At 69.7% G+C, this 17,128-nt stretch carries 20 protein-coding genes and 1 pseudogene; 10 read left to right on the top strand and 11 right to left on the bottom strand.

What is annotated here, in order from left to right; genetic code table 11:
• Positions 1–135: 135 nt before the first annotated feature.
• Positions 136–1,005, bottom strand: a complete 870-nt coding sequence (locus tag ACZ418_RS08625) for a pyridoxamine 5'-phosphate oxidase family protein (RefSeq protein ID WP_468359037.1) — start codon at positions 1,003–1,005, stop codon at positions 136–138.
• A gap of 889 nt (positions 1,006–1,894) precedes the next feature.
• Between ACZ418_RS08625 and ACZ418_RS08620 the strand changes: the two genes are divergently transcribed.
• The 3 genes from ACZ418_RS08620 to ACZ418_RS08610 all read left to right on the top strand — a co-directional run bounded on the left by ACZ418_RS08620 (position 1,895) and on the right by ACZ418_RS08610 (position 4,165).
• Positions 1,895–2,782, top strand: a complete 888-nt coding sequence (locus ACZ418_RS08620) for a squalene/phytoene synthase family protein (RefSeq protein WP_468359034.1) — start codon at positions 1,895–1,897, stop codon at positions 2,780–2,782.
• Between the two features lie 194 nt (positions 2,783–2,976).
• Entirely contained in the window at positions 2,977–3,879 is a 903-nt protein-coding gene (locus tag ACZ418_RS08615) for an RNA repair domain-containing protein (RefSeq protein WP_468359031.1), read from the top strand.
• Positions 3,880–3,958: 79 nt separating this feature from the next.
• Positions 3,959–4,165 carry a hypothetical protein gene (locus ACZ418_RS08610; RefSeq protein WP_468359027.1) on the top strand — a complete coding sequence of 69 codons (207 nt, stop codon included), beginning with the start codon at positions 3,959–3,961 and terminating at the stop codon, positions 4,163–4,165.
• Between the two features lie 180 nt (positions 4,166–4,345).
• Here the strand turns inward: ACZ418_RS08610 and ACZ418_RS08605 are convergent, their stop codons facing one another.
• Both ACZ418_RS08605 and ACZ418_RS08600 read right to left on the bottom strand, forming a co-directional pair.
• The gene (locus ACZ418_RS08605; RefSeq protein WP_468359024.1) at positions 4,346–4,672 is read right to left on the bottom strand and encodes a putative quinol monooxygenase; all 327 of its coding nucleotides are present in this window, start codon (positions 4,670–4,672) and stop codon (positions 4,346–4,348) included.
• A gap of 259 nt (positions 4,673–4,931) precedes the next feature.
• A complete protein-coding gene (locus ACZ418_RS08600) occupies positions 4,932–5,546 on the bottom strand; it encodes a TetR/AcrR family transcriptional regulator (RefSeq protein WP_468359021.1) in 615 nt (204 codons plus the stop codon).
• A gap of 137 nt (positions 5,547–5,683) precedes the next feature.
• On the opposite strand from ACZ418_RS08600, the gene ACZ418_RS08595 reads away from it, so the two are divergent.
• From ACZ418_RS08595 to ACZ418_RS08585, 3 genes are read left to right on the top strand one after another with little or no spacing between them, the layout of a single operon-like run.
• Positions 5,684–6,142: a cupin domain-containing protein gene (locus ACZ418_RS08595; protein WP_468359017.1), complete on the top strand. Its 459-nt coding sequence runs from the start codon at positions 5,684–5,686 to the stop codon at positions 6,140–6,142.
• Positions 6,143–6,191: 49 nt separating this feature from the next.
• Positions 6,192–7,010, top strand: coding sequence for an alpha/beta fold hydrolase (locus tag ACZ418_RS08590; RefSeq protein ID WP_468359014.1), 819 nt, complete (start codon positions 6,192–6,194; stop codon positions 7,008–7,010).
• Positions 7,011–7,024: 14 nt separating this feature from the next.
• Complete coding sequence (locus ACZ418_RS08585) at positions 7,025–8,455, top strand: DHA2 family efflux MFS transporter permease subunit (RefSeq protein ID WP_468359011.1); 1,431 nt, start codon at positions 7,025–7,027, stop codon at positions 8,453–8,455.
• Positions 8,456–8,490: 35 nt separating this feature from the next.
• Here the strand turns inward: ACZ418_RS08585 and ACZ418_RS08580 are convergent, their stop codons facing one another.
• The 3 genes from ACZ418_RS08580 to ACZ418_RS08570 all read right to left on the bottom strand — a co-directional run bounded on the left by ACZ418_RS08580 (position 8,491) and on the right by ACZ418_RS08570 (position 10,019).
• Positions 8,491–8,637 (bottom strand): hypothetical protein, encoded by a 147-nt coding sequence (locus ACZ418_RS08580; RefSeq protein WP_468359008.1) that lies wholly within the window; start codon positions 8,635–8,637, stop codon positions 8,491–8,493.
• Between the two features lie 126 nt (positions 8,638–8,763).
• Positions 8,764–8,955 carry a hypothetical protein gene (locus tag ACZ418_RS08575; RefSeq protein WP_468359006.1) on the bottom strand — a complete coding sequence of 64 codons (192 nt, stop codon included), beginning with the start codon at positions 8,953–8,955 and terminating at the stop codon, positions 8,764–8,766.
• 47 nt (positions 8,956–9,002) lie between these two features.
• Positions 9,003–10,019 carry a DNA-directed RNA polymerase subunit alpha gene (locus tag ACZ418_RS08570; RefSeq protein ID WP_468359003.1) on the bottom strand — a complete coding sequence of 339 codons (1,017 nt, stop codon included), beginning with the start codon at positions 10,017–10,019 and terminating at the stop codon, positions 9,003–9,005.
• A gap of 195 nt (positions 10,020–10,214) precedes the next feature.
• Here ACZ418_RS08570 and ACZ418_RS08565 point away from each other — a divergent pair, with 195 nt between their 5' ends.
• Positions 10,215–10,436, top strand: coding sequence for a hypothetical protein (locus ACZ418_RS08565; protein WP_468359000.1), 222 nt, complete (start codon positions 10,215–10,217; stop codon positions 10,434–10,436).
• A 361-nt stretch (positions 10,437–10,797) separates the two neighbouring features.
• Here ACZ418_RS08565 and ACZ418_RS08560 read toward each other — a convergent pair whose 3' ends face one another.
• The 3 genes from ACZ418_RS08560 to ACZ418_RS08550 form a co-directional block, all read right to left on the bottom strand.
• On the bottom strand, positions 10,798–11,022 hold the full coding sequence (locus ACZ418_RS08560; RefSeq protein ID WP_468358998.1) for a hypothetical protein: 225 nt from the start codon (positions 11,020–11,022) through the stop codon (positions 10,798–10,800).
• The gene (locus ACZ418_RS08555) at positions 11,019–11,654 is read right to left on the bottom strand and encodes a nucleotide-binding protein (protein WP_468358995.1); all 636 of its coding nucleotides are present in this window, start codon (positions 11,652–11,654) and stop codon (positions 11,019–11,021) included. The genes ACZ418_RS08560 and ACZ418_RS08555 overlap by 4 nt, the downstream gene beginning before the upstream one ends.
• 141 nt (positions 11,655–11,795) lie before the next feature.
• Positions 11,796–12,242 carry a hypothetical protein gene (locus ACZ418_RS08550; RefSeq protein WP_468358992.1) on the bottom strand — a complete coding sequence of 149 codons (447 nt, stop codon included), beginning with the start codon at positions 12,240–12,242 and terminating at the stop codon, positions 11,796–11,798.
• A gap of 881 nt (positions 12,243–13,123) precedes the next feature.
• On the opposite strand from ACZ418_RS08550, the gene ACZ418_RS08545 reads away from it, so the two are divergent.
• Positions 13,124–13,657, top strand: coding sequence for a hypothetical protein (locus ACZ418_RS08545; RefSeq protein ID WP_468358989.1), 534 nt, complete (start codon positions 13,124–13,126; stop codon positions 13,655–13,657).
• Positions 13,658–14,162: 505 nt separating this feature from the next.
• Here the strand turns inward: ACZ418_RS08545 and ACZ418_RS08540 are convergent.
• Complete coding sequence (locus ACZ418_RS08540; protein ID WP_468358986.1) at positions 14,163–14,972, bottom strand: SAM-dependent methyltransferase; 810 nt, start codon at positions 14,970–14,972, stop codon at positions 14,163–14,165.
• Between the two features lie 52 nt (positions 14,973–15,024).
• On the opposite strand from ACZ418_RS08540, the gene ACZ418_RS08535 reads away from it, so the two are divergent.
• Positions 15,025–15,486 (top strand): MarR family winged helix-turn-helix transcriptional regulator, encoded by a 462-nt coding sequence (locus ACZ418_RS08535; protein ID WP_468358983.1) that lies wholly within the window; start codon positions 15,025–15,027, stop codon positions 15,484–15,486.
• A gap of 502 nt (positions 15,487–15,988) precedes the next feature.
• Positions 15,989–16,105, top strand: a pseudogene (locus ACZ418_RS08530) (IS630 family transposase); the annotation flags it as partial.
• Positions 16,106–16,201: 96 nt separating this feature from the next.
• Here the strand turns inward: ACZ418_RS08530 and ACZ418_RS08525 are convergent.
• A complete protein-coding gene (locus ACZ418_RS08525; RefSeq protein ID WP_468358980.1) occupies positions 16,202–16,876 on the bottom strand; it encodes a hypothetical protein in 675 nt (224 codons plus the stop codon).
• Between the last annotated feature and the right edge of the window lie 252 nt (positions 16,877–17,128).

Below are 17,128 nucleotides of genomic sequence, written 5' to 3'. Positions count from 1 at the left end.
GCCCCCTCGCCCCGCAGACCTGAAGTCGTCAGTCCCCGCCGCACCCCCAACGCCTGTGAAACGGGGCGCCGTGGGGCAACTCCGTCTCCGAGGGTATCCGACGACATGTGCGTGATCGCGCACAGGCGACTGCGGTCACCAGGCCCTTCCGGCCGGCCGGGCGGCGTGCGGCGGGGCCGATGCCCTTGACGGGGGGTCGCCGGCCTCGCGGCGCGGGCGCTCGTCCAAAGCGCGGTCGGCTGCCTCGGCCGCCGCGCCGAAGAAGTCACCGCCCTTGCGCTTGGAGTCGTCCGTGCCCCACGCGCGGTCCCCACGCGCCGGCACCTTCCGAAGATGCGGGATGTGCTTGGCGCAGTGGATGTACGCCTCCTCCACCGTGACCTCCACCCACAGCCGGGCCCGGCGGCCGGGAGCGGGGTCGACCGGCAGGTCCGGGCGTTCGCGGCGCATCTCTTCGTCGGAGAGGACACGGGCCCTGCCGTTGACGTGGAGGCCGATCCGGTCCCGAAGGAAATCGATCATGAGAATGCCGACGTGCGGATTCTCCTGGATGTTGCCGAGGCTGGCGAGGACGCCATTGCCGCGGTACTCGGGGTAGGCCAGCGTCCTGTCGTCGAAGACCTGGACGAAGCCGGGAGGGCCGGCCCGGAAGGTGCTGTCGCACTCCCCGTGGCGGTCGGAGGTGGCAAGGAAGAACATCTCCTGCCGCGTTGCGAACTCCCGCATCCGCGGATTGAGCCGGTCGAGCACCTGCTCGTCGTAGAACTTGGCGGCACGGTCCGTGGTACCCATGCGCTCCTGAAGCCCGTGCTCGCCGTCACTGCCCGGGCGGTCGGGGTGGGAGGAGGGCCGGATACGGCGGGCGTCCGGTACGTGGACCCGCTGGTGCTGGATCGGAGCGCCGTCGCCGTCACGGACCAGGCCGGCGCCGTCGGCCCCGGACGGGGCCGCCCCTTCGCCGTCCTGCCCGGCCTGCGGCGGCCCGGTGCCCACTCCCGGACGCACCGCGGCCCTCCCCTGTGGACCTGACTCCGTCCCACCACGCCGCCCCGGGGCAGGTCCCGGGACAGGCTCTCGGCCCAGGTCCTCGTTCCGGCCCCGGCCGGAGTGCCCGTCCAGGTTCAGTTGACCGTCCACGTTCCTCTGTGTCTCCTTCAGGCGCCGGTGCCGTGGCCGGGCGTGGCCGCGACCAGTCCTACGACGGAGTCGGGCTGTGACCTCCGCGAGGGATACCGACCCGCGCAAGGGTGCCGGCCCCGCTGTGGATCAGGGCCCAGGGTCCGGACGGACAGAGTCACGGCGATGCCACGGGCCGAACCGTCCCACGGCACCGGGCAGTTCACCGTCCGCCCCCTCGCCAAGCCGTCAAAGACCGCCAGTCGCTCCATGCCCCCTCCGCGGGCAGACAGCCGGAAAGTCCGAGTCACACGGGCCGAGATTCCGCCCCGGGCTGACACATCCTCACGGTTCGACGGCGCACGACCGCCTGGCCGAGCCGGTCTCAGACCATACCCGGCGAGGATGGATGCACAAGGGGCCGCTCCCCGGCGCACCCGCAAACCCCCGGTTCATGCGGCACTGTCCGCAGCCGGGAACATCCCGGTTCCCTGCGGTCGGTCACGAATCGCCGTAATCGCCGTACCGGAGGTCGGGGAGGACTGCCCGGGTGCTGCCGGGCCCGTCCCCCACAACACCGTGCACTCGACCACAACACCGTGCACTCGACCGCGCCCGCGCCAACGCGGTGAACGTGACGCGGGTCGTGGCTCGCTGCGCAGCAGGAACCCGTCGTACAGAACCCGTAACGCCTTTGGGAGCAAGGGGACGCGCGGCCGAAAGCCGCAACGGCCGAGGCCGCTGCCGAGGTGCCGCGTCCGCGCCCTACGATCGGCCCATGCGAGGGTGGACGAAGAGCCTGGACGCGGCTGGTGTCCGAGAGCCGGGGTTGCGTGAGGACTACAACCGTCAGCGGCAGCTGGTGCGACGCTTCCGGCGCACCGCCTACCTGGCCGCCAGGCTGCTGCTGCCCCGGCCGTTGCTGCCGCACGTGGTGGCGGCAACCGCCGTGATGCACCACGGGGACAACCTCCTGGACACCGGACCCCTTCCGCAGCGCGAGACGGCGTGGGCGACCTGGGAGCGGCAGGTGCGTGAGGCGTTGCGGACGGGGACGAGTGACAACCCGCTGCTCCGTGCACTCGTGCACACCGTGGCCGCCCATCCGCAGCTGCGCGGGATCGTGGAGACGTACCTGGACACCGCCACGGCCGAACTGCATTTCGCGGGCTTCGCCACCGAGGCCGACTACCAGGCATATGTGGACGCCTACTCGTACCCCGCCTTCATGCTCGTCGCGGGACTGCTCACGCCGGGAGGCGACGATCTGCGGTACCGGGCCGCATGCCGGACTTTCATCGAGGGCAGTCAGCGGCTCGACTTCGTCAACGACCTCGCCGAGGACGCGCGGGAGGGACGCGTGGGCATCCCGGTCGACACGATGGAACGGTTCGGGGTCACCGTGGACGGCATGGCCGCCGGTGCCGGCGGCGCGGCCCTGGAAGAGCTGATAGCCGATCAGGTCACCACCGCACGCGCCGCCTTGCTGGCCGCAAGGGAGCTCCCGGCGGTGACCCCGGCCGACGGCCGAAGGCTCGCAGGTGCGCTGGTGGAGATCGAACTGCTCACGGCGCAAGCCGTGCTCGCACGGGGCGCCGGGGTACTGCGCGGTTCCGCGAACCCGCCGCTGGGCAGGACGCTACGCGTTCTCGCGCGCCCATACTGACCGGTGTCGGGCGCCGGTGACGTGCCGCTCGCGTGGTGAACCCGACGCTCGTCGCCGTCCGGACGACCAGCCTCGGCGCACGCCGGCTCCCTCACGGAACGCACCTGACAGGTCGCGGTGAGCGAGGAGTGACGGCGAGGACAGGGTGGGCGGCACCCTGGAGGAGGAGGTGTGACGGCGGGAGAGGAGGCGCGATGCGAACCAGCGACGAGATCTATCACCGGGTCCGCTGGGACCCGCGGTTCGACCCGGCCCGGTTCGTGCTGGGGATCAGCCAGCGTGGGGGTGCCCTCAAACGCATCGCGCTGCCTTCCTTCGTGCCCGGGGGCGACATCCCGTGGCACCGGGTGATGTTCATCGAGGCGGACGGCGAGGTGATCTGGGACCGGGCCACGGGGGTGGACCGCATCGACGCGTCGGGGGCCGGCCGGGTGCGGAACCCGCAAGCGGACCCGAGCTTCGGCAGGGCAGAACCCGCCGGCGTCCTCGGCTTGTCCCCGACGGCTCGCACGGCGGTGGCCTGGATCCCGCCGGCGGAGCTGTGGCCGCCGATCCAGGACATCCGCCGGGATTACGATCCGCAGATCCACCGCTGGCCGCCGCACGTCAATGTCCTCTTCGGCTTCGTGCCGGAGTCCGACTTCGAGCGGGCCGCCCCGCTGCTCACCGCGGCGACGGCCGAGACGCCGGTCTTCACCGCCCGGCTGGACGGGGTACGGACCTTCCAGCAGGGGACCCACTTCACCGTGTGGCTCGACCCGACGGCCGCCGGCGCTGCTCCGTGGGCGGACCTGCACCGCGTACTGCGGCAACGCTTCCCGCGCTGCCATGGCCTCGCCGAGAACTTCACCCCGCATCTGCCCCTGGGGCGGACCCGGGATCCGCGGCGAGTCAGCGCCGACTGCGCCACCCGGCTCGACCCCATGACGGCGACAGTCTGGGAACTCGTCCTGCTCTCGCGCAGGGGTCACGGGCCGATGCAGCCACGGGCGACGGTCGCCCTGCGCACGGGCGAGGTCCGCCGGCTGACCGCACCCGGCCTCGAAGCGCCTGACCCGGAGGACACGGCATGGCTCTCCGCGATCAGCGACAGGTGAGGCCATAGCCAGGTGGGGCAATGCGCCGCCGGGGATTCGGGTCGTCCCAGCCGGTGTACCGTGCACCGCGCGCATCACCGTGGTTCTGTCGTCCCTGCTGCCGCCGGGCGTGGTCGCCGTGGCCGGTGCGGTGGCCACCGCGCTGGTCCTCGATGGCCACCTGGACCGGGCGGACCAGAGCGCGGTGTTCGGCGGTGTGGTCCTCATCGGCGCCATGGCGGCCGGGATCGCGGGCGTACGGGCTTCGGCGGAGGCACGAGCAGTCACCGAACACTGGGCGGAGTAGCCCCGCGCGGGCCACTCGGAAACACCGATGTAGTGCGCCTTGCCGGGGTGGACGATGTCGGCGAACGCCTCCATCGTGGTCCGGTCGGTCCGTACACCGCACGCACATGGTGGCGGTGAGTGGCATGTTCCGGCCCAGGAGAATAGGGCAGTCGCGTTTCCCCGCTCCGCCGTGGCTCCGTCAGCCCTGGACGGCCATTTCCCCGAGCAGGGACCAGTCATCCTGCTCCAGGACCGCGTTGACGATGCGCGGCGTCTCGACCAGGTGGGGTGGCAGGGTCTGCTGCGCCGACCTGAAGTGGTCGGACTGGACATGCGCGGCACCGGCGTCACCGTCGCGGAACGCCTCGACGAGCACATACTCGGTCGGATCGTCGAGGCTGCGCGACCAATCGAACCACAGACAGCCGGGCTCACTGCGAGTGGCCTCCGTGAACTCGCGCGAGATCTCGGGCCAGCTTTCCGCGTACTCGGGCTTGATCCGGAACTTGGCCGTAATAAAGATCATTTCAGGCTCCCTGATCGCATTTGATCTTGACCCATCGTAGGACGACGGGCGGCCACCGCGCGCCGGCGTGAGGCGTCTGAGGTCCTCCGCGCCCCCTCCTGCGCAGCCCGCCGCGCCGTCGCAGCCGTTGCGGCGGTCGCAGCGGTCGCGGCCGTTCCCTTCGGAAAAGGGGTGCCGTGGGAACACGCCGCAGCCCCGCCGCCGTCGCTCGGCGTCTCGATGACGGCCGTCGAAACGCGGGCCGAGACCTACGCTCGGCTCACCCTCGCGCAATCGTCCGCTGAGCGGCTTCGGTCAGCGTGGTCGCCGTGTGCACCGCGCTGGCGACGGCGTCGTCGGGACCGAGGCCGCACAGGTCGGTGAGGGAGAAGAGGGCTTCTGCGCTGACGACCACGGCGAGGTCCCGCTTGAGCTGGGCGAGGGCTTCCGGATCCGTCACCCCCAGCGTCTCCTCCAGGGGCAGGAGCGCGAGGTCGATCAGACCGAATCGGACACCTGGCCTGGCGGTCGCCGCCTCGGGGCGGGTGATGGTGGCCGCGATCATGGCGCGCACCGCTCCCTGCCGGAGGAGTACGCCGCGCAACAGGAACTCGCAGGCGAAGGCGACCCGTTCCACGGGGTCGGTGGAGTCCGCGACCGGCGCGAGCGCCTCGGCGGGGGGCGGCCAGGCGCCGACCAGGGCCTCGCTGATCAGCGAGGGGAGGTCGGGGAAGTAACGGTAGGCGGTGGCCTCGGAGACCAGGGCCGCGCGCGCGATCGCGGGCATGGTCACCTCGCCGCCCTTGTCGATGAGTTCGCGGGCGGCTTCGACGATCGCCGTACGTGTGCGCTTCTTCTGGTTGCTGCGGCCGGTGTCCGTCTGCGTCGTCGCCACCGGTACGTCCCCTTTCCCGTCCGTCCATCCGCCGTCACCTTATCACTGGCTACTCTCGTCGTGAGAGTCCACTTGCATAACGAGATACCACCCTCTAATCTCCTTCGTGAGAGCTGACTCTCACGAAGGAGATGGCGATGACCGAGGTTTCCGTGGTCGGCCCGGACGACGGCGAGACGATCCGTCTGGGGCCGGCACAGATCCGCATCCTTGAGGACGGCAGCACCACCGGGCACCGTCTCGGCATCGGCGAGATCACCCTCGCCCCGCACACCGAAGGGCCCCCGCAGCACCGCCACGCCCGGCACGACGAAGGCTTCTACGTGGTCTCCGGCACCGTGCATTTCACCGTCGGGGAGACGACCCATGTCGCACCGGCCGGCACCCTCGCGATGATCCCGCCCGGCGCCCCGCACACCTTCGCCAACCTCGGGGACGAGCCGGCGGTGATGCTCAACACCTTCACCCCCGACCTGTACGTGCAGTACTTCCGCGACCTGAGGGACATGATCGCCGGCGGCCGGGAGCTGACCCCGCAGGCGACCGTGCAGGTGATGAGCCAGTACGCCACCGTGCCGGCGACCGACTACGCGTGACGGCCCACGTCAGTAACCCCCCTTACCGGAAAGTGACTTGGAGACTTCCATGACCAGCACCGCCCGCACGATCACCCTCGCCCTCGACTCCGGCGACGTCCACCTGAGCTTCACCGTCGACGAGCGGGGCAAGGGTCACCCCTTCCTGCTCCTGCACGGCGGCGGCGGTCCGCAGACCGTCACGGCGTTCGCCGCTCTCCTCGCCGAGCAGCGGCCGGCGCGGGTCATCACCCCCGTCCACCCCGGCTTCGGCGGCACCGCCCGGCCCGACTGGCTGACCGATGTGCCCACCCTCGCCCAGATCTACGTACGACTGCTGGACGAACTGGGCCTGGAGGACGTCACCGTCGTCGGCAACTCCATAGGTGGCTGGATCGCCGCCGAAATCGCCCTGCTCGGCAGTGACCGGATCGGCAGCGTCGTCCTCGTCAACGCCGCCGGCATCCAGGTCCCCGGCCACCCGGTAGCCGACCCCTTCACCCTGACGCCCGCCGAACTGTCCGCTCTCTCCTTCCATGACGTCGAGAAGTTCCGCATCGACCCCAGCACGTTCTCCGACGAGCAGCGCGCCGTCGCCGCCGCCAACCGGGCCGCGCTGCAGGTCTATTCGGGCCCGCACGCCATGGCCGACCCCACCCTGCGCGAGCGCCTGGCCAAGGTCACGGCCCCGGTCCTCGTCGCGTGGGGCAAGAGCGACCAGGTGGTCGACACCGAGTACGGACGTGCGTACGCCGCCGCCATTCCCGGCGCCGGGTTCGAACTCCTGCCCCGCACCGGTCACATGCCGCAGATCGAGTCCCCCGAGCAACTCCTTCCCGTGGTCTGGGACTTCGCCGCCGCTCACGCCACCCATCGGCCCACCGACTGAACACGGGAGCCCACGTGCCCGATCCCGTACAGCGGCGGCGCGCCCCCGTCCTGGCCGTCTGCTGCCTGAGCGTGCTGCTGGTCAGTCTCGACGTCACCATCCTCAACGTCGCACTCCCCTCGATGCAGCGGTCCCTGGAGTCGTCCGTATCCGGTCTGCAGTGGACGCTCGACGCGTACACCATCGTCCTGGCCTCACTGCTGACCCTGGCCGGTGCCACCGCCGACCGCGTCGGACGGCGGCGGGTCTTCCAGCTCGGTCTCGTGCTGTTCACCGGTGGGTCGGCCCTGTGCAGTCTGGCGCCCACGACGGGCTGGCTGGTGGTCTTCCGGATGGTGCAGGCGGTGGGCGGCAGCATGCTCACCCCCGTCGCCATGGCCATCCTCGCCAACACTTTCACCGCACCACGGGAGCGGGCACGGGCCATCGGTGTCTGGGGCGCGGTGGTCGGCCTGAGCATGGCGGCCGGGCCGGTTCTCGGCGGGGTTCTGGTGGAGTCGGCCGGATGGCGGTCGGTGTTCTGGCTGAACGTGCCGATCGGGCTGGCCGCGCTGGCGCTCGCCGCACTGTTCGTTCCGGAGTCCCGCGCGCCAACGGCCCGACGCACCGACCCCGTGGGCCAGTTGCTGGTGATCGTTCTGCTCGGCACGCTGACGTACGCCATCATCGAGGCGCCCGGCGAGGGCTGGACCGCACCGCCGATCGCGGCCTGCCTGATCGTGGCGGCGGGCACGCTGGCCGCCTTCGTACCGTACGAGAACCGGCGCGCCGAACCGCTGATCGAGCCGAGGCTCTTCCGCAGCGCACCTTTCAGCGGGGCCACCGCGACAGCGGTCCTCGCCTTCGGCGCGCTCGGCGGCTTCCTGTTCGCCAACACCCTCTATCTGCAACGGGTGGTGGGACTGAGCGCCCTGGGCACCGGGCTGCACCTGCTGCCGATGGCAGTGCTGTCCCTGGTGTGCCCGCCGCTGTCCGGGCGGATCGTCGGCAGCCGCGGTCCGCGGATTCCGCTGTTGCTCGCGGGGGCCGGCATCGCCGCCAGCGGTGTACTGGCCGTCGCCGCCACCCGCTCCGCCCACCCCTCGGACTTCCTGCTGTACGTCACGTACGCACTGTTCGGTCTCGGCTTCGGCTTCGTCAACGCCCCGATCACCCACACGGCGGTGTCCGGCATGCCGCGCGCCCAGGCCGGGGTCGCCGCCGCGGTCGCGGCGACGAGCCGTCAGGTCGGTTCCTCGCTCGGCATCGCGGTGATCGGCGCCGCAGTCGCCTCCGGCGCGCGGCCTAGGGCCTGGTGGATCATCACCGGCTGCGGGACGGCCATCCTGGCACTGGGCACCATCACCACCGGCCGCTGGGCCACCGCCACCGCCGAACGCGTCGCCGCCCCGCTCAAGCCCAGCCCGCCGCACGCCACGGCGGACACCGCGGACACGGCGGGGTGACCGCCGGCGGATCCTGATCCGCCGGCTGTCGAGGTTCACGTCACAACGGCCGTGCCGTTGAGGCGAACGTCGTACGTGAAGTTCCCCCACCCGTCCTTGCTGGTGCAGCTGGCGCAGACCTCACGGGTGACCGCGTGGGCCGGGGCGGCGCCGGCCAGGGGCATCACCAGCGCGACAGCCACCTTCGCCGACGCCAGCCGAGACGATGCTCGGAAGGGCGGTGTGTGACCGGCGCCGTGCGGATGTGCAGCGGACCTGGCCACCCCAAGGTGGGCATGGGGTGGTCGAGGGAACTCGCGGCAGGGCGATCACTGCTCACGGTGGACGCCGTGCGTCTCCTGCACCGGAAGCGGGCCTTCGGTGTCGTCGCCGCGGTCGCACCGGGGACCGCCGATGAGCAGCTCATGCGGGCCGACGGCGTGGCCGCGACCGGCATGAGCCTGTTCGGCGTCTCCACCGGTGGGCCCTCGGGGAGCCGGATGCAGTCGGCCGGTGCTCATCGCCGGCTCCTCCGTCTTCCTGGCTCCCCCACGACCCGGCGCGACGTTCAGTACTGCTCGGTCTCCATGAAACCCGTGTTCCCGTTGTCGTCCGCGTCGAAGGCAGCGGCGGTCGGGTCGAATCCGGGCGGACTGTCCTTCAGGGCCAGGCCCAGGCCGGCCAGCTTCGCCTTGACCTCGTCGATCGACTTCGCACCGAAATTGCGGATGTCGAGGAGGTCGGCCTCGGAGCGCGCGACCAGCTCACCCACCGAGTGGACGCCCTCACGCTTGAGGCAGTTGTAGGAGCGGACCGTGAGCTCCAGCTCCTCGATCGGCAGCGCGAGGTCGGCGGCCAGGGCGGCGTCCGTGGGGGACGGGCCCATGTCGATGCCCTCGGCGTCGATGTTCAGCTCGCGGGCGAGACCGAACAGCTCGACCAGGGTCTTACCGGCCGACGCCATGGCGTCACGCGGACGCATCGCCTGCTTGGTCTCGACGTCGACGATCAGCTTGTCGAAGTCGGTGCGCTGCTCGACACGCGTGGCCTCGACCTTGTACGTGACCTTGAGCACCGGCGAGTAGATCGAGTCGACCGGGACACGGCCGATCTCCTGGCCCACCTGCTTGTTCTGCACGGCGGAGACATAGCCGCGGCCGCGCTCGACCGTCAGCTCCATCTCCAGCTTGCCCTTGCCGTTGAGCGTGGCGAGGACGAGGTCGGGGTTGTGCACCTCGACACCGGCCGGGGGCGCGATGTCGGCGGCGGTGACCAGACCCGGGCCCTGCTTGCGCAGGTACATCACGACCGGCTCGTCGTGCTCCGAGGAGACGACCAGCTGCTTGATGTTGAGGATCAGGTCGGTGACGTCCTCCTTGACGCCCGGCACGGTGGTGAACTCGTGCAGGACGCCGTCGATGCGGATGCTGGTGACAGCAGCACCGGGGATCGACGACAGGAGGGTACGGCGGAGGGAGTTGCCGAGGGTGTAGCCGAAGCCCGGCTCCAGCGGCTCGATCAGGAACCGGGAGCGGAACTCGTCGACGACCTCTTCGGTCAGTGACGGACGCTGAGCGATCAGCACGAGGTATTGCCTCCAGTGTTTGGCGCCCGCTATCTGACGCCGTGGTCCCCGAAGAGTACGGGCGGTGCGGCCTCCTGCGAAGGAGACCCGCCCGTCTGCAGGCCGGCTCGTCGGCAGGCTCAGCTCTTGCTGGAGTGAAGTTCACCGATCGACGAGGTAGCCACCAGCGCAGTTCTTAGGCGCATACTGGGGGCAATGACTAAGCCTGCTGCACCGAAGCGTCATCTGCCCACCAGCCCCTTCAAGGCCCCGATCACGCCGACTCCCAAGCACTTCGCCGTGGGCGACCAGGTCACACACGACGTGTACGGCCTCGGCCGGGTGATCGGCGTCGAGGATGGAATCGCGGCACTCGTGGATTTCGGCTCGGAGCAAATGCGGATCTTGAGCCCGTACGCCAAGATGACCAAGCTGTAGCACCGCTGTGCCCGGTCACGGCAAGCGCGGCTTCGAGAGTCGGGACGGCAAGCCGATGTCCCGATGGAGCATCCGGTGGTCCTGGCCGGTCCGCTCCCCTCGACTGCGCCGGACAGGACGCCGACGAGCTCGCCCACATGGGTCGGTACGTCGGTGCCCCGGCGATGGAGCCGATGCGCGGGAGTTGACAGGTGGCTGCGAACGCCGCCTGCAGGCTGGAGACCTGGCGACCGTTCCGGAGGAACACGCGTGGGTCGGCTCCGGTTCCTGGACGACGCGCTGCTAGCGGGCCTGGAGCTGGATCAGGTCAACGCCATCGGAGCGGACATGGTCCAGATCCGCGACGGGCTGACGCGCTCGCTTACGGGGCGCTTCTCAGGGGTCGCAGGACAGCGGCGCCGGCCCGCACCATCGCGGACACCGATGCCCCTGCCCACTGCACGAGGTCACGCGGCAGGCCGGTGTCGAGCTCGATGGTCACCCGCACGTATCGGGTGTGCATCTGAGTGACTTTGACGGGACGCGGTACGACGGCGTCCGGTCCGCGCTGCAATGCGGCTCGGTAGGTGTCCTTGCGCTGATTCATGCCTTGTCCTGTCGCTTGATGAGTTCGTCTGCGAGGTCCATGTACGCCGAGCCTTTGACCTCCACCGGACTTCCGAATGACTGGGCGTACAAGTCGAGCCGCGGAATGTGGGTGGACAACACGTCGAACCCCCGCTCGGTGAGAGCTTCGCGGGCGTCGGCGTCGGGACCCGTACGCGTGGCGTCCGCCCGATTCGTTCGGTTCAGCAGAACGGCGGCACGGGCCGGCTGGACGCGCAGGGACTGTACGTCGCCCATCTCGCCACCGATGGGCGCCATGCGATCCAGCTCGATGGGGGCTGGAGTCACCGGCACGATCCATTCGCTTGCGTACCTCATGATGCTGCGGGCGATGTGCGCGTGGTCCTCCAGCTGCGGAGCGTCGAACACGACGGCCTTCCGGTCGCCCAAGAAGTCGTTCACGCGCCGGTGCACATCGCCCACTGGAAGAGCGACCACAGGAAACGGGAAGCCACCTGCCAATTCGCTCCAGCGCAGCGCGGAGGAAGCGGGGTCACCGTCGACCAGTAGCGGTGGGATACCCGACTCGTGAAGTGCGTGGGCCAACCAGACCGCGCTGGTCGTCTTTCCCACCCCGGGCTTCAGGTTCACAAAGGCGTAGCTCAGCGACACACGAGTCAACGTATGGTCGCGAGCGGCTGCCGGCCGTCGACTCGGGGCACACAGTGCCGTCGTTCACCCTGCGGCGCCGGTGAATCATTCGTATGGGCCAGTACGGAAGTCGCAATGCCCGCGGAGGCCTGGAGTGGGACGTCAGCCGCCCGACCGGATCGCAATCTTGGCTTCCTGCGGTCCCCAGTTGGAGGCGTGAGCGTAGACCTTGCCGGTGCAAGGGCCAGCCGACGGAGTTCGCCGTGGACGCGCTGGAAGTCTCCGTGGGTTCTCGGTGCCGAGCCGGATGATCAGGTCGCGCATCTCCTCGAGCAGCGCCCGGTCGGGCCAGGTGGGCTTGGGAGCGGCGACTTGCCGCCACAGGACCGCAACCTCGCGCCGCAAGATCAGTATCTCGGCCTCCTTGACCGCGGGGGTTCCGGACAGCAGAACCAGCCACGGTCGGCCGTGCGGTGCATCGTCCCAGGTGAGGGCTGTGCGACTGGGATGAAGCGGTACGCGCCGTGCCCGAAACACGAGGCTGGCTTGCGGCCTCCGCCGACGAGAACTACGGTCGAAAAACGAGATCGAGTACGTGCCGCCGCTCATCTGCGGCACGATGCGCGCAGAGCGCAGCTCCCGACGGCGCCTTCGATCCGGCCGCATAGCCGAGGTCAGCAGCCCGCCCCAGCATTGTGCACATCGGCGCGCTGCAAACATTCCCAGAACGCGGCGGAAATGCCTCGTAATCCGAGGGAGTGACATCATGCGCAGACTCATCGTCCCGGCAGTTGCGGCGGCAGTCGCGGCCTCAGCCCTGGTCACGCCCACCGCCGTGGCCACCGAACTGTCGGGGCCGCCTCCCCCCGTCAGCCACCACATCACCACCCAGACGCGTCCAACTACGCCTCGTCTGCCTATGACTTGGGTTGAGGGGCCAACTTTCTCATCGGAATCCCTCTGCTACGCCTACGGGTACGCCTATGGGTTGGTGTACCGGCATTGGTGGTGCATCGACAACGGCGACGACACCTACACGTACTGGTACCGGACTGAAGATTAGGCCGGATGGCGATCGGCCTTGATCGTCAGCCCTGTCGTACGCGCCGTCACCGTGTCCAAGAGCGTCATCATCAATGGTCGTACGTCATCGCGACAACCGTCCAAAGCCCTTCCGAGATGGTACTGCTTGTCACCGACGGGGGTGTGGGTGCTCGACCAGGAGGTCCAGCATGCAAGCGAGAGGCCGAAGGAGCGGGAAGACACCGGCAGGCGCACCAGCCGTCATCGGCTGCTTCCGGCTAGGCGCCGCCTTGGTCGCCACAGTCGCGCTGTGCCCGGTGGCCGCCGGATCCGGACACACCGAGGGCTCCCTGGGGGCCAAACCCCTGGCTCCGGCCAGCAGCGCCACCATCGGTCGATCGGGCGGGACGGTGACCTTGCCCGGCGGAAATCCAGCCGTCCCGTGGCCGCCGGCCAAGCAAGCGCGGGTGACAACCGGCGGTTCCTATGCGCTGCAGGTCCGCACCGCCAAGCCTGTCGCCACCCTGGTCAACACGATCGACTGGCGCAACCGGCCGTACACCACCACCTGCGCCGGTCTGTCCCGCAGCCCGTTCACCGTGAACCTCAAGAACGGCAAGGGCGAGGCCCCGGGCACCGGCATCAGCGACTACGAGAGCTTCCAGGTAGCCGTGGAGACTCTCGCCACCGGCGATCTGACCGGGGACGGCACCGACGAATCGGCTGTGCTCCTGTCCTGCACACCACAGCCCAGCAACTTCCACGTCGAAGAAGTCCAAGTCTTCGGCGCTGACGGAAAGGCCGTGAGCGTACTCCCGCAGGTGCCGGCCGAGCCCAAACAACCGCTCCCGCCTCAGTACGACCCGAGCCACTTCTCGATCCGCGACGGCGCCTTGGTAACCGGCATGAAGTACTACGCCCCGACCGACTCCCACGCGAGCGGCCCCTCAATCCACCGCACGCTGACCTGGCACTGGAATGGCCACACCTTCACTCACTGATTCCCCATGCGGTCTGTCAGGCGGCGAGGGCACTGGGCGGCGACAGTTCGTAGCACCGGTCGTCGCGTAGAGCCCAGAGGACGTTGACGCGGGGGGCGTGCGAGCGCGAGGGCGGCCTGGGTATGACGGCCGACGATACGGTTGCGGTGGGCCGGTGATGTTCGAGCGTAGTGTGCCGGACCGGATGTGCATGCCCGGTCGGTGGCCGTGGTCTATAAGGCTGGACCGGCCGGGTTCGGGCCGGCCCGGGCGCCGGCGGCAGCGGGCATTCGGTGTGTGGTGGTGGCCCCCTCGAAGATCGAACGGCCGCCCGACGACCGGGTCAAGACCGACCGCCGGGACGCCCTGGCTCGGCTGTTACGCATCGGCGAACTGCCAGAGGTGCGGGTGCCCAGCCCGGCCCAGGAGGCCCCCCGGGACTGTTGCGGCAGCACCTGCGGTGGCAGGCACGGCCTGGACCCAGGAACACGAGCGATGGCTGCGCTCGCTGACGTTCGAGCACCGGCTAGCTGCGCGTGGTGCGCACGGCTGTGATGAAGCCGGTGCCGGACGGGTTGGCTGTTGGCCGGCCGTAGTGCGCCGCGACGGTGTCGAGTGGATGGGCCTCCGTGTTCCAGCAGTGGTCGTCGAGCCACTCGGCGGTGCCGGCGCCCAGGCCGCCCTTCCACAGCGAGGTGATGTGGGCGACGGACGGGTCGTCGAGAACGGTTTGTCCGCTGCGTCCTCGCTCCAGGGCGAGTCGGCTGCCGGGTGCCGACAGTTCGCCGACGGTGCGGAGCAGCGCGGCTGCCTCGTCTGCGGTGAGGTAGACCAGCAGGCCTTCCACAAGCCAGGCGGTCGGTCGGTCGGGGTTGAAGCCGGCATCGACCAGCCGGTCGGCCCAGGTGGTGCTCAGCAGGTCCGCGGGCACGGCGGTGCGGTCGCAGCGTGGGGCGGCGGACTCCGTTGCCAGCACGCGGTGCTTGAAGTCGAGGACCGGCGGCAGGTCGAGCTCGTACAGGCGGGTCCCAGGCGGCCAGGGGAGCCGGTAGGCGCGGGTGTCCAGTCCGGCTGCGAGTAGGACCACCTGATCGCAGCCGGACTGGAGGAGATGGTCGTCGTAGAAGCGGGTGCGGATCACCGTCTGGAACCTCAGCGCGGCCGCCAGCGGACCGAAACGTTGCCGCGGTCGCACCGGCTCTCCGGAGGCGGCCAGGAAGGCCGCAGCGTACGGATCATCGAACAAGGCGTTGCCGGCCGCGCTCTCGTGAGCACGGACCCGGGCCACGGCCAGCGCCGTCTTCGACACGGCGCTCAACGGTTGCCAGTGCGTCATGACGCCCGACATTACATCGGCAGCGATGCATCTGCGACGATATATTTGAGCCATGGACGGGATGCAGCTGCTCCGACTCGGCAAACGTCTGACCGAGTTGGGCCGTGACGCCATTGATCAGGCCGGCCCGACCTCGCTCACGCCGGCCGAGGTGGCCGTGATCGCGGATGCCTTCCGGAACCCCGACTGCTCTGTCCGGGAGATCGTCGCGCGCACCGGCTTCGCTCAGAGCCACGTCTCCGCATCGGTCGCTCGCCTGCGTGAGCGCGGTCTGCTGAAGACGGTTCCCGATCCCGCCGACGGCCGCCGGACCCTCGTGCGCCTGACCGACCGGGCACGCAGAGCCGTGCGCTCTCGCGCCGAGCACCCCGCCGACGAGGCGATCACCAGGGCCATCGCCGACCCCGGCCGTGCCGAGCGGATCATCGCGCTGCTCGACGAGCTCGTGCCCCTGCTGCTGCCACCGACGACCGGCAGTCCGAGGAGCCGCCCCTCTGGGCACGGTGACGCTTGACCAGCCCGGAACACGACACCCAGGTTCTGGTCACGCCCGGCACCACCGGCGGCACCCGGCCCTGTCTCCGCCGCCGCGCTGTCGGGCTCCACGGTGTGTGTCCCCGGCTCCACCGCGGAGCCACTGCCCCAGATCGACCTCACCACCCGGCGCACCCTCCGGACCGTCGCGACCAGCGCGCCGTGCACGGCCGGTGAGTTGCAGGCGGCCGCCCGGGACTGGGTGTAGTAGTCGTGCGGGAACTCGGGCCCCGCAGGCGTGTGGGACCGGGCCACCGGGAAGGTGTCCCCTGCCCGCCGGTCTCGCCCAGCCGGGCGACGGATTCTTCGTCGAGCACGACACGGCGGCGGGCAAGCTGCCCCTCACCGACGTGCACACCGGCACGGCCTCCACCACCGACTTGGCCGGCCTACCCGGCGGACCGGTCACGGACGACCGCAAAGTGGCCTGGGCCGTCGACAAGTACCAGGGCGGCATCGCCTGGTGGACCGTGGGCTGCCCTCACGCCCCTGACTTGAACCCGGTCGACGGCATCTGGTCGCTGTTACGGCGCGACCCACTGGCCATCACCGCCTCCACCGACGACGAACGCCTCGAACGAACCCGTGATCTCGGGCACGGGCCACGGCTACTCGCGCTGACCGCCCTGCTGCGCTGCCCCGGACTGCCTCGCGGTTATACGGACTGCGAGGCAGCCAGGCGCGCGATCGGCGGATCAGCCTTGGACGACGAACGTCTTGGCCTTACCGGAGCGGCTGGAGCAGGACCGCTTCTCCTCGGCGGTCATCTTCCTGGACTTGACGACCACCGCGTTGCTCTGACCGTCCGTCCCGTTCGGGGCAGGCCCGGTGATGACGTCGGGGACGAACCAGAAGTAGTGACCCCACTTCCGGTCGTCGTAATGGGTCTGCCATGTGCCGGAGACGGTCTGCATCACCTGCGCACGGGAGATCCAGCCGACTTCACCGGGTTTCACCGTCATGTTGACGGAGCTGGTCTCCGAGTGCGTGCTCGACCAGGTGTGGCTGTAAGTCGCCGTCACGCTCAGGTCGATGATTCCCGCTATCTTGCCGCCGGCGGTCACGGATACGCCCGCCGAGTCCGTGGAACCGACCGTGTCGGACCAGGTCATCGACTGGGTGGCAGGCGACGTGCTGCAGTTGTAGAGCGAGTCGGAGACCCGGTGGAAGCCTCCGAGATACGCCTGGCCCAACTGCGGGTCGTTGAAGGTGCACTTACCTTCACCCGAGTCGCAGTCGGCTATGAGTTGTGCCCGGGTGGGCTGGTCATCGGCCGAGGCCGGAACGGCTGTCGCCGCGACGATGCCCAGGGCAGCCGCTGCGAGGGCCAGCATCTGTCCGCCGTAGCGCATCCTGCGGTTGTTCGCCATACATGTGCCTTTCGCTGTGCATGAGGGGGGTCGGCGATCGCGTGAAGAGCGACTGAAGTTCCCGTGATCACCGCCTGCTGCGATCTAGGAGATGCAACAACTGACGTATCTACACCACTAGTTGAAGAAATCCCAACCGCGGGCGACCTTCTGCCTGTAAGACGTCGTTTCAGTTGGTGAGTCGGCGGTAGCTGATGAGGGCTGCGGCGATGCCGGCGAAGGCGAGGAAGTGTTCGGCCTTGCGCTCGTAGC

The sequence above is a fragment of the Streptomyces sp. NPDC030820 genome, from assembly GCF_055572075.1.
Note: the sequence above shows the minus strand (reverse complement) of the source record. Positions and strands in the feature narration are given on the sequence as shown.

Excerpts from the sequence above, each read along its gene's own strand:
- ACZ418_RS08550 (WP_468358992.1), bottom strand. The coding sequence starts at position 12,242 with ATGAGCGGCGGCACGTACTCGATCTCGTTTTTCGACCGTAGTTCTCGT.
- ACZ418_RS08615 (WP_468359031.1), top strand. The coding sequence starts at position 2,977 with ATGCGAACCAGCGACGAGATCTATCACCGGGTCCGCTGGGACCCGCGG.
- ACZ418_RS08595 (WP_468359017.1), top strand. The coding sequence starts at position 5,684 with ATGACCGAGGTTTCCGTGGTCGGCCCGGACGACGGCGAGACGATCCGT.
- ACZ418_RS08540 (WP_468358986.1), bottom strand. The coding sequence starts at position 14,972 with ATGACGCACTGGCAACCGTTGAGCGCCGTGTCGAAGACGGCGCTGGCC.
- ACZ418_RS08575 (WP_468359006.1), bottom strand. The coding sequence starts at position 8,955 with ATGAGCACCGGCCGACTGCATCCGGCTCCCCGAGGGCCCACCGGTGGA.
- ACZ418_RS08560 (WP_468358998.1), bottom strand. The coding sequence starts at position 11,022 with ATGAATCAGCGCAAGGACACCTACCGAGCCGCATTGCAGCGCGGACCG.
- ACZ418_RS08590 (WP_468359014.1), top strand. The coding sequence starts at position 6,192 with ATGACCAGCACCGCCCGCACGATCACCCTCGCCCTCGACTCCGGCGAC.
- ACZ418_RS08605 (WP_468359024.1), bottom strand. The coding sequence starts at position 4,672 with ATGATCTTTATTACGGCCAAGTTCCGGATCAAGCCCGAGTACGCGGAA.
- ACZ418_RS08535 (WP_468358983.1), top strand. The coding sequence starts at position 15,025 with ATGGACGGGATGCAGCTGCTCCGACTCGGCAAACGTCTGACCGAGTTG.
- ACZ418_RS08620 (WP_468359034.1), top strand. The coding sequence starts at position 1,895 with ATGCGAGGGTGGACGAAGAGCCTGGACGCGGCTGGTGTCCGAGAGCCG.
- ACZ418_RS08525 (WP_468358980.1), bottom strand. The coding sequence starts at position 16,876 with ATGGCGAACAACCGCAGGATGCGCTACGGCGGACAGATGCTGGCCCTC.
- ACZ418_RS08565 (WP_468359000.1), top strand. The coding sequence starts at position 10,215 with ATGACTAAGCCTGCTGCACCGAAGCGTCATCTGCCCACCAGCCCCTTC.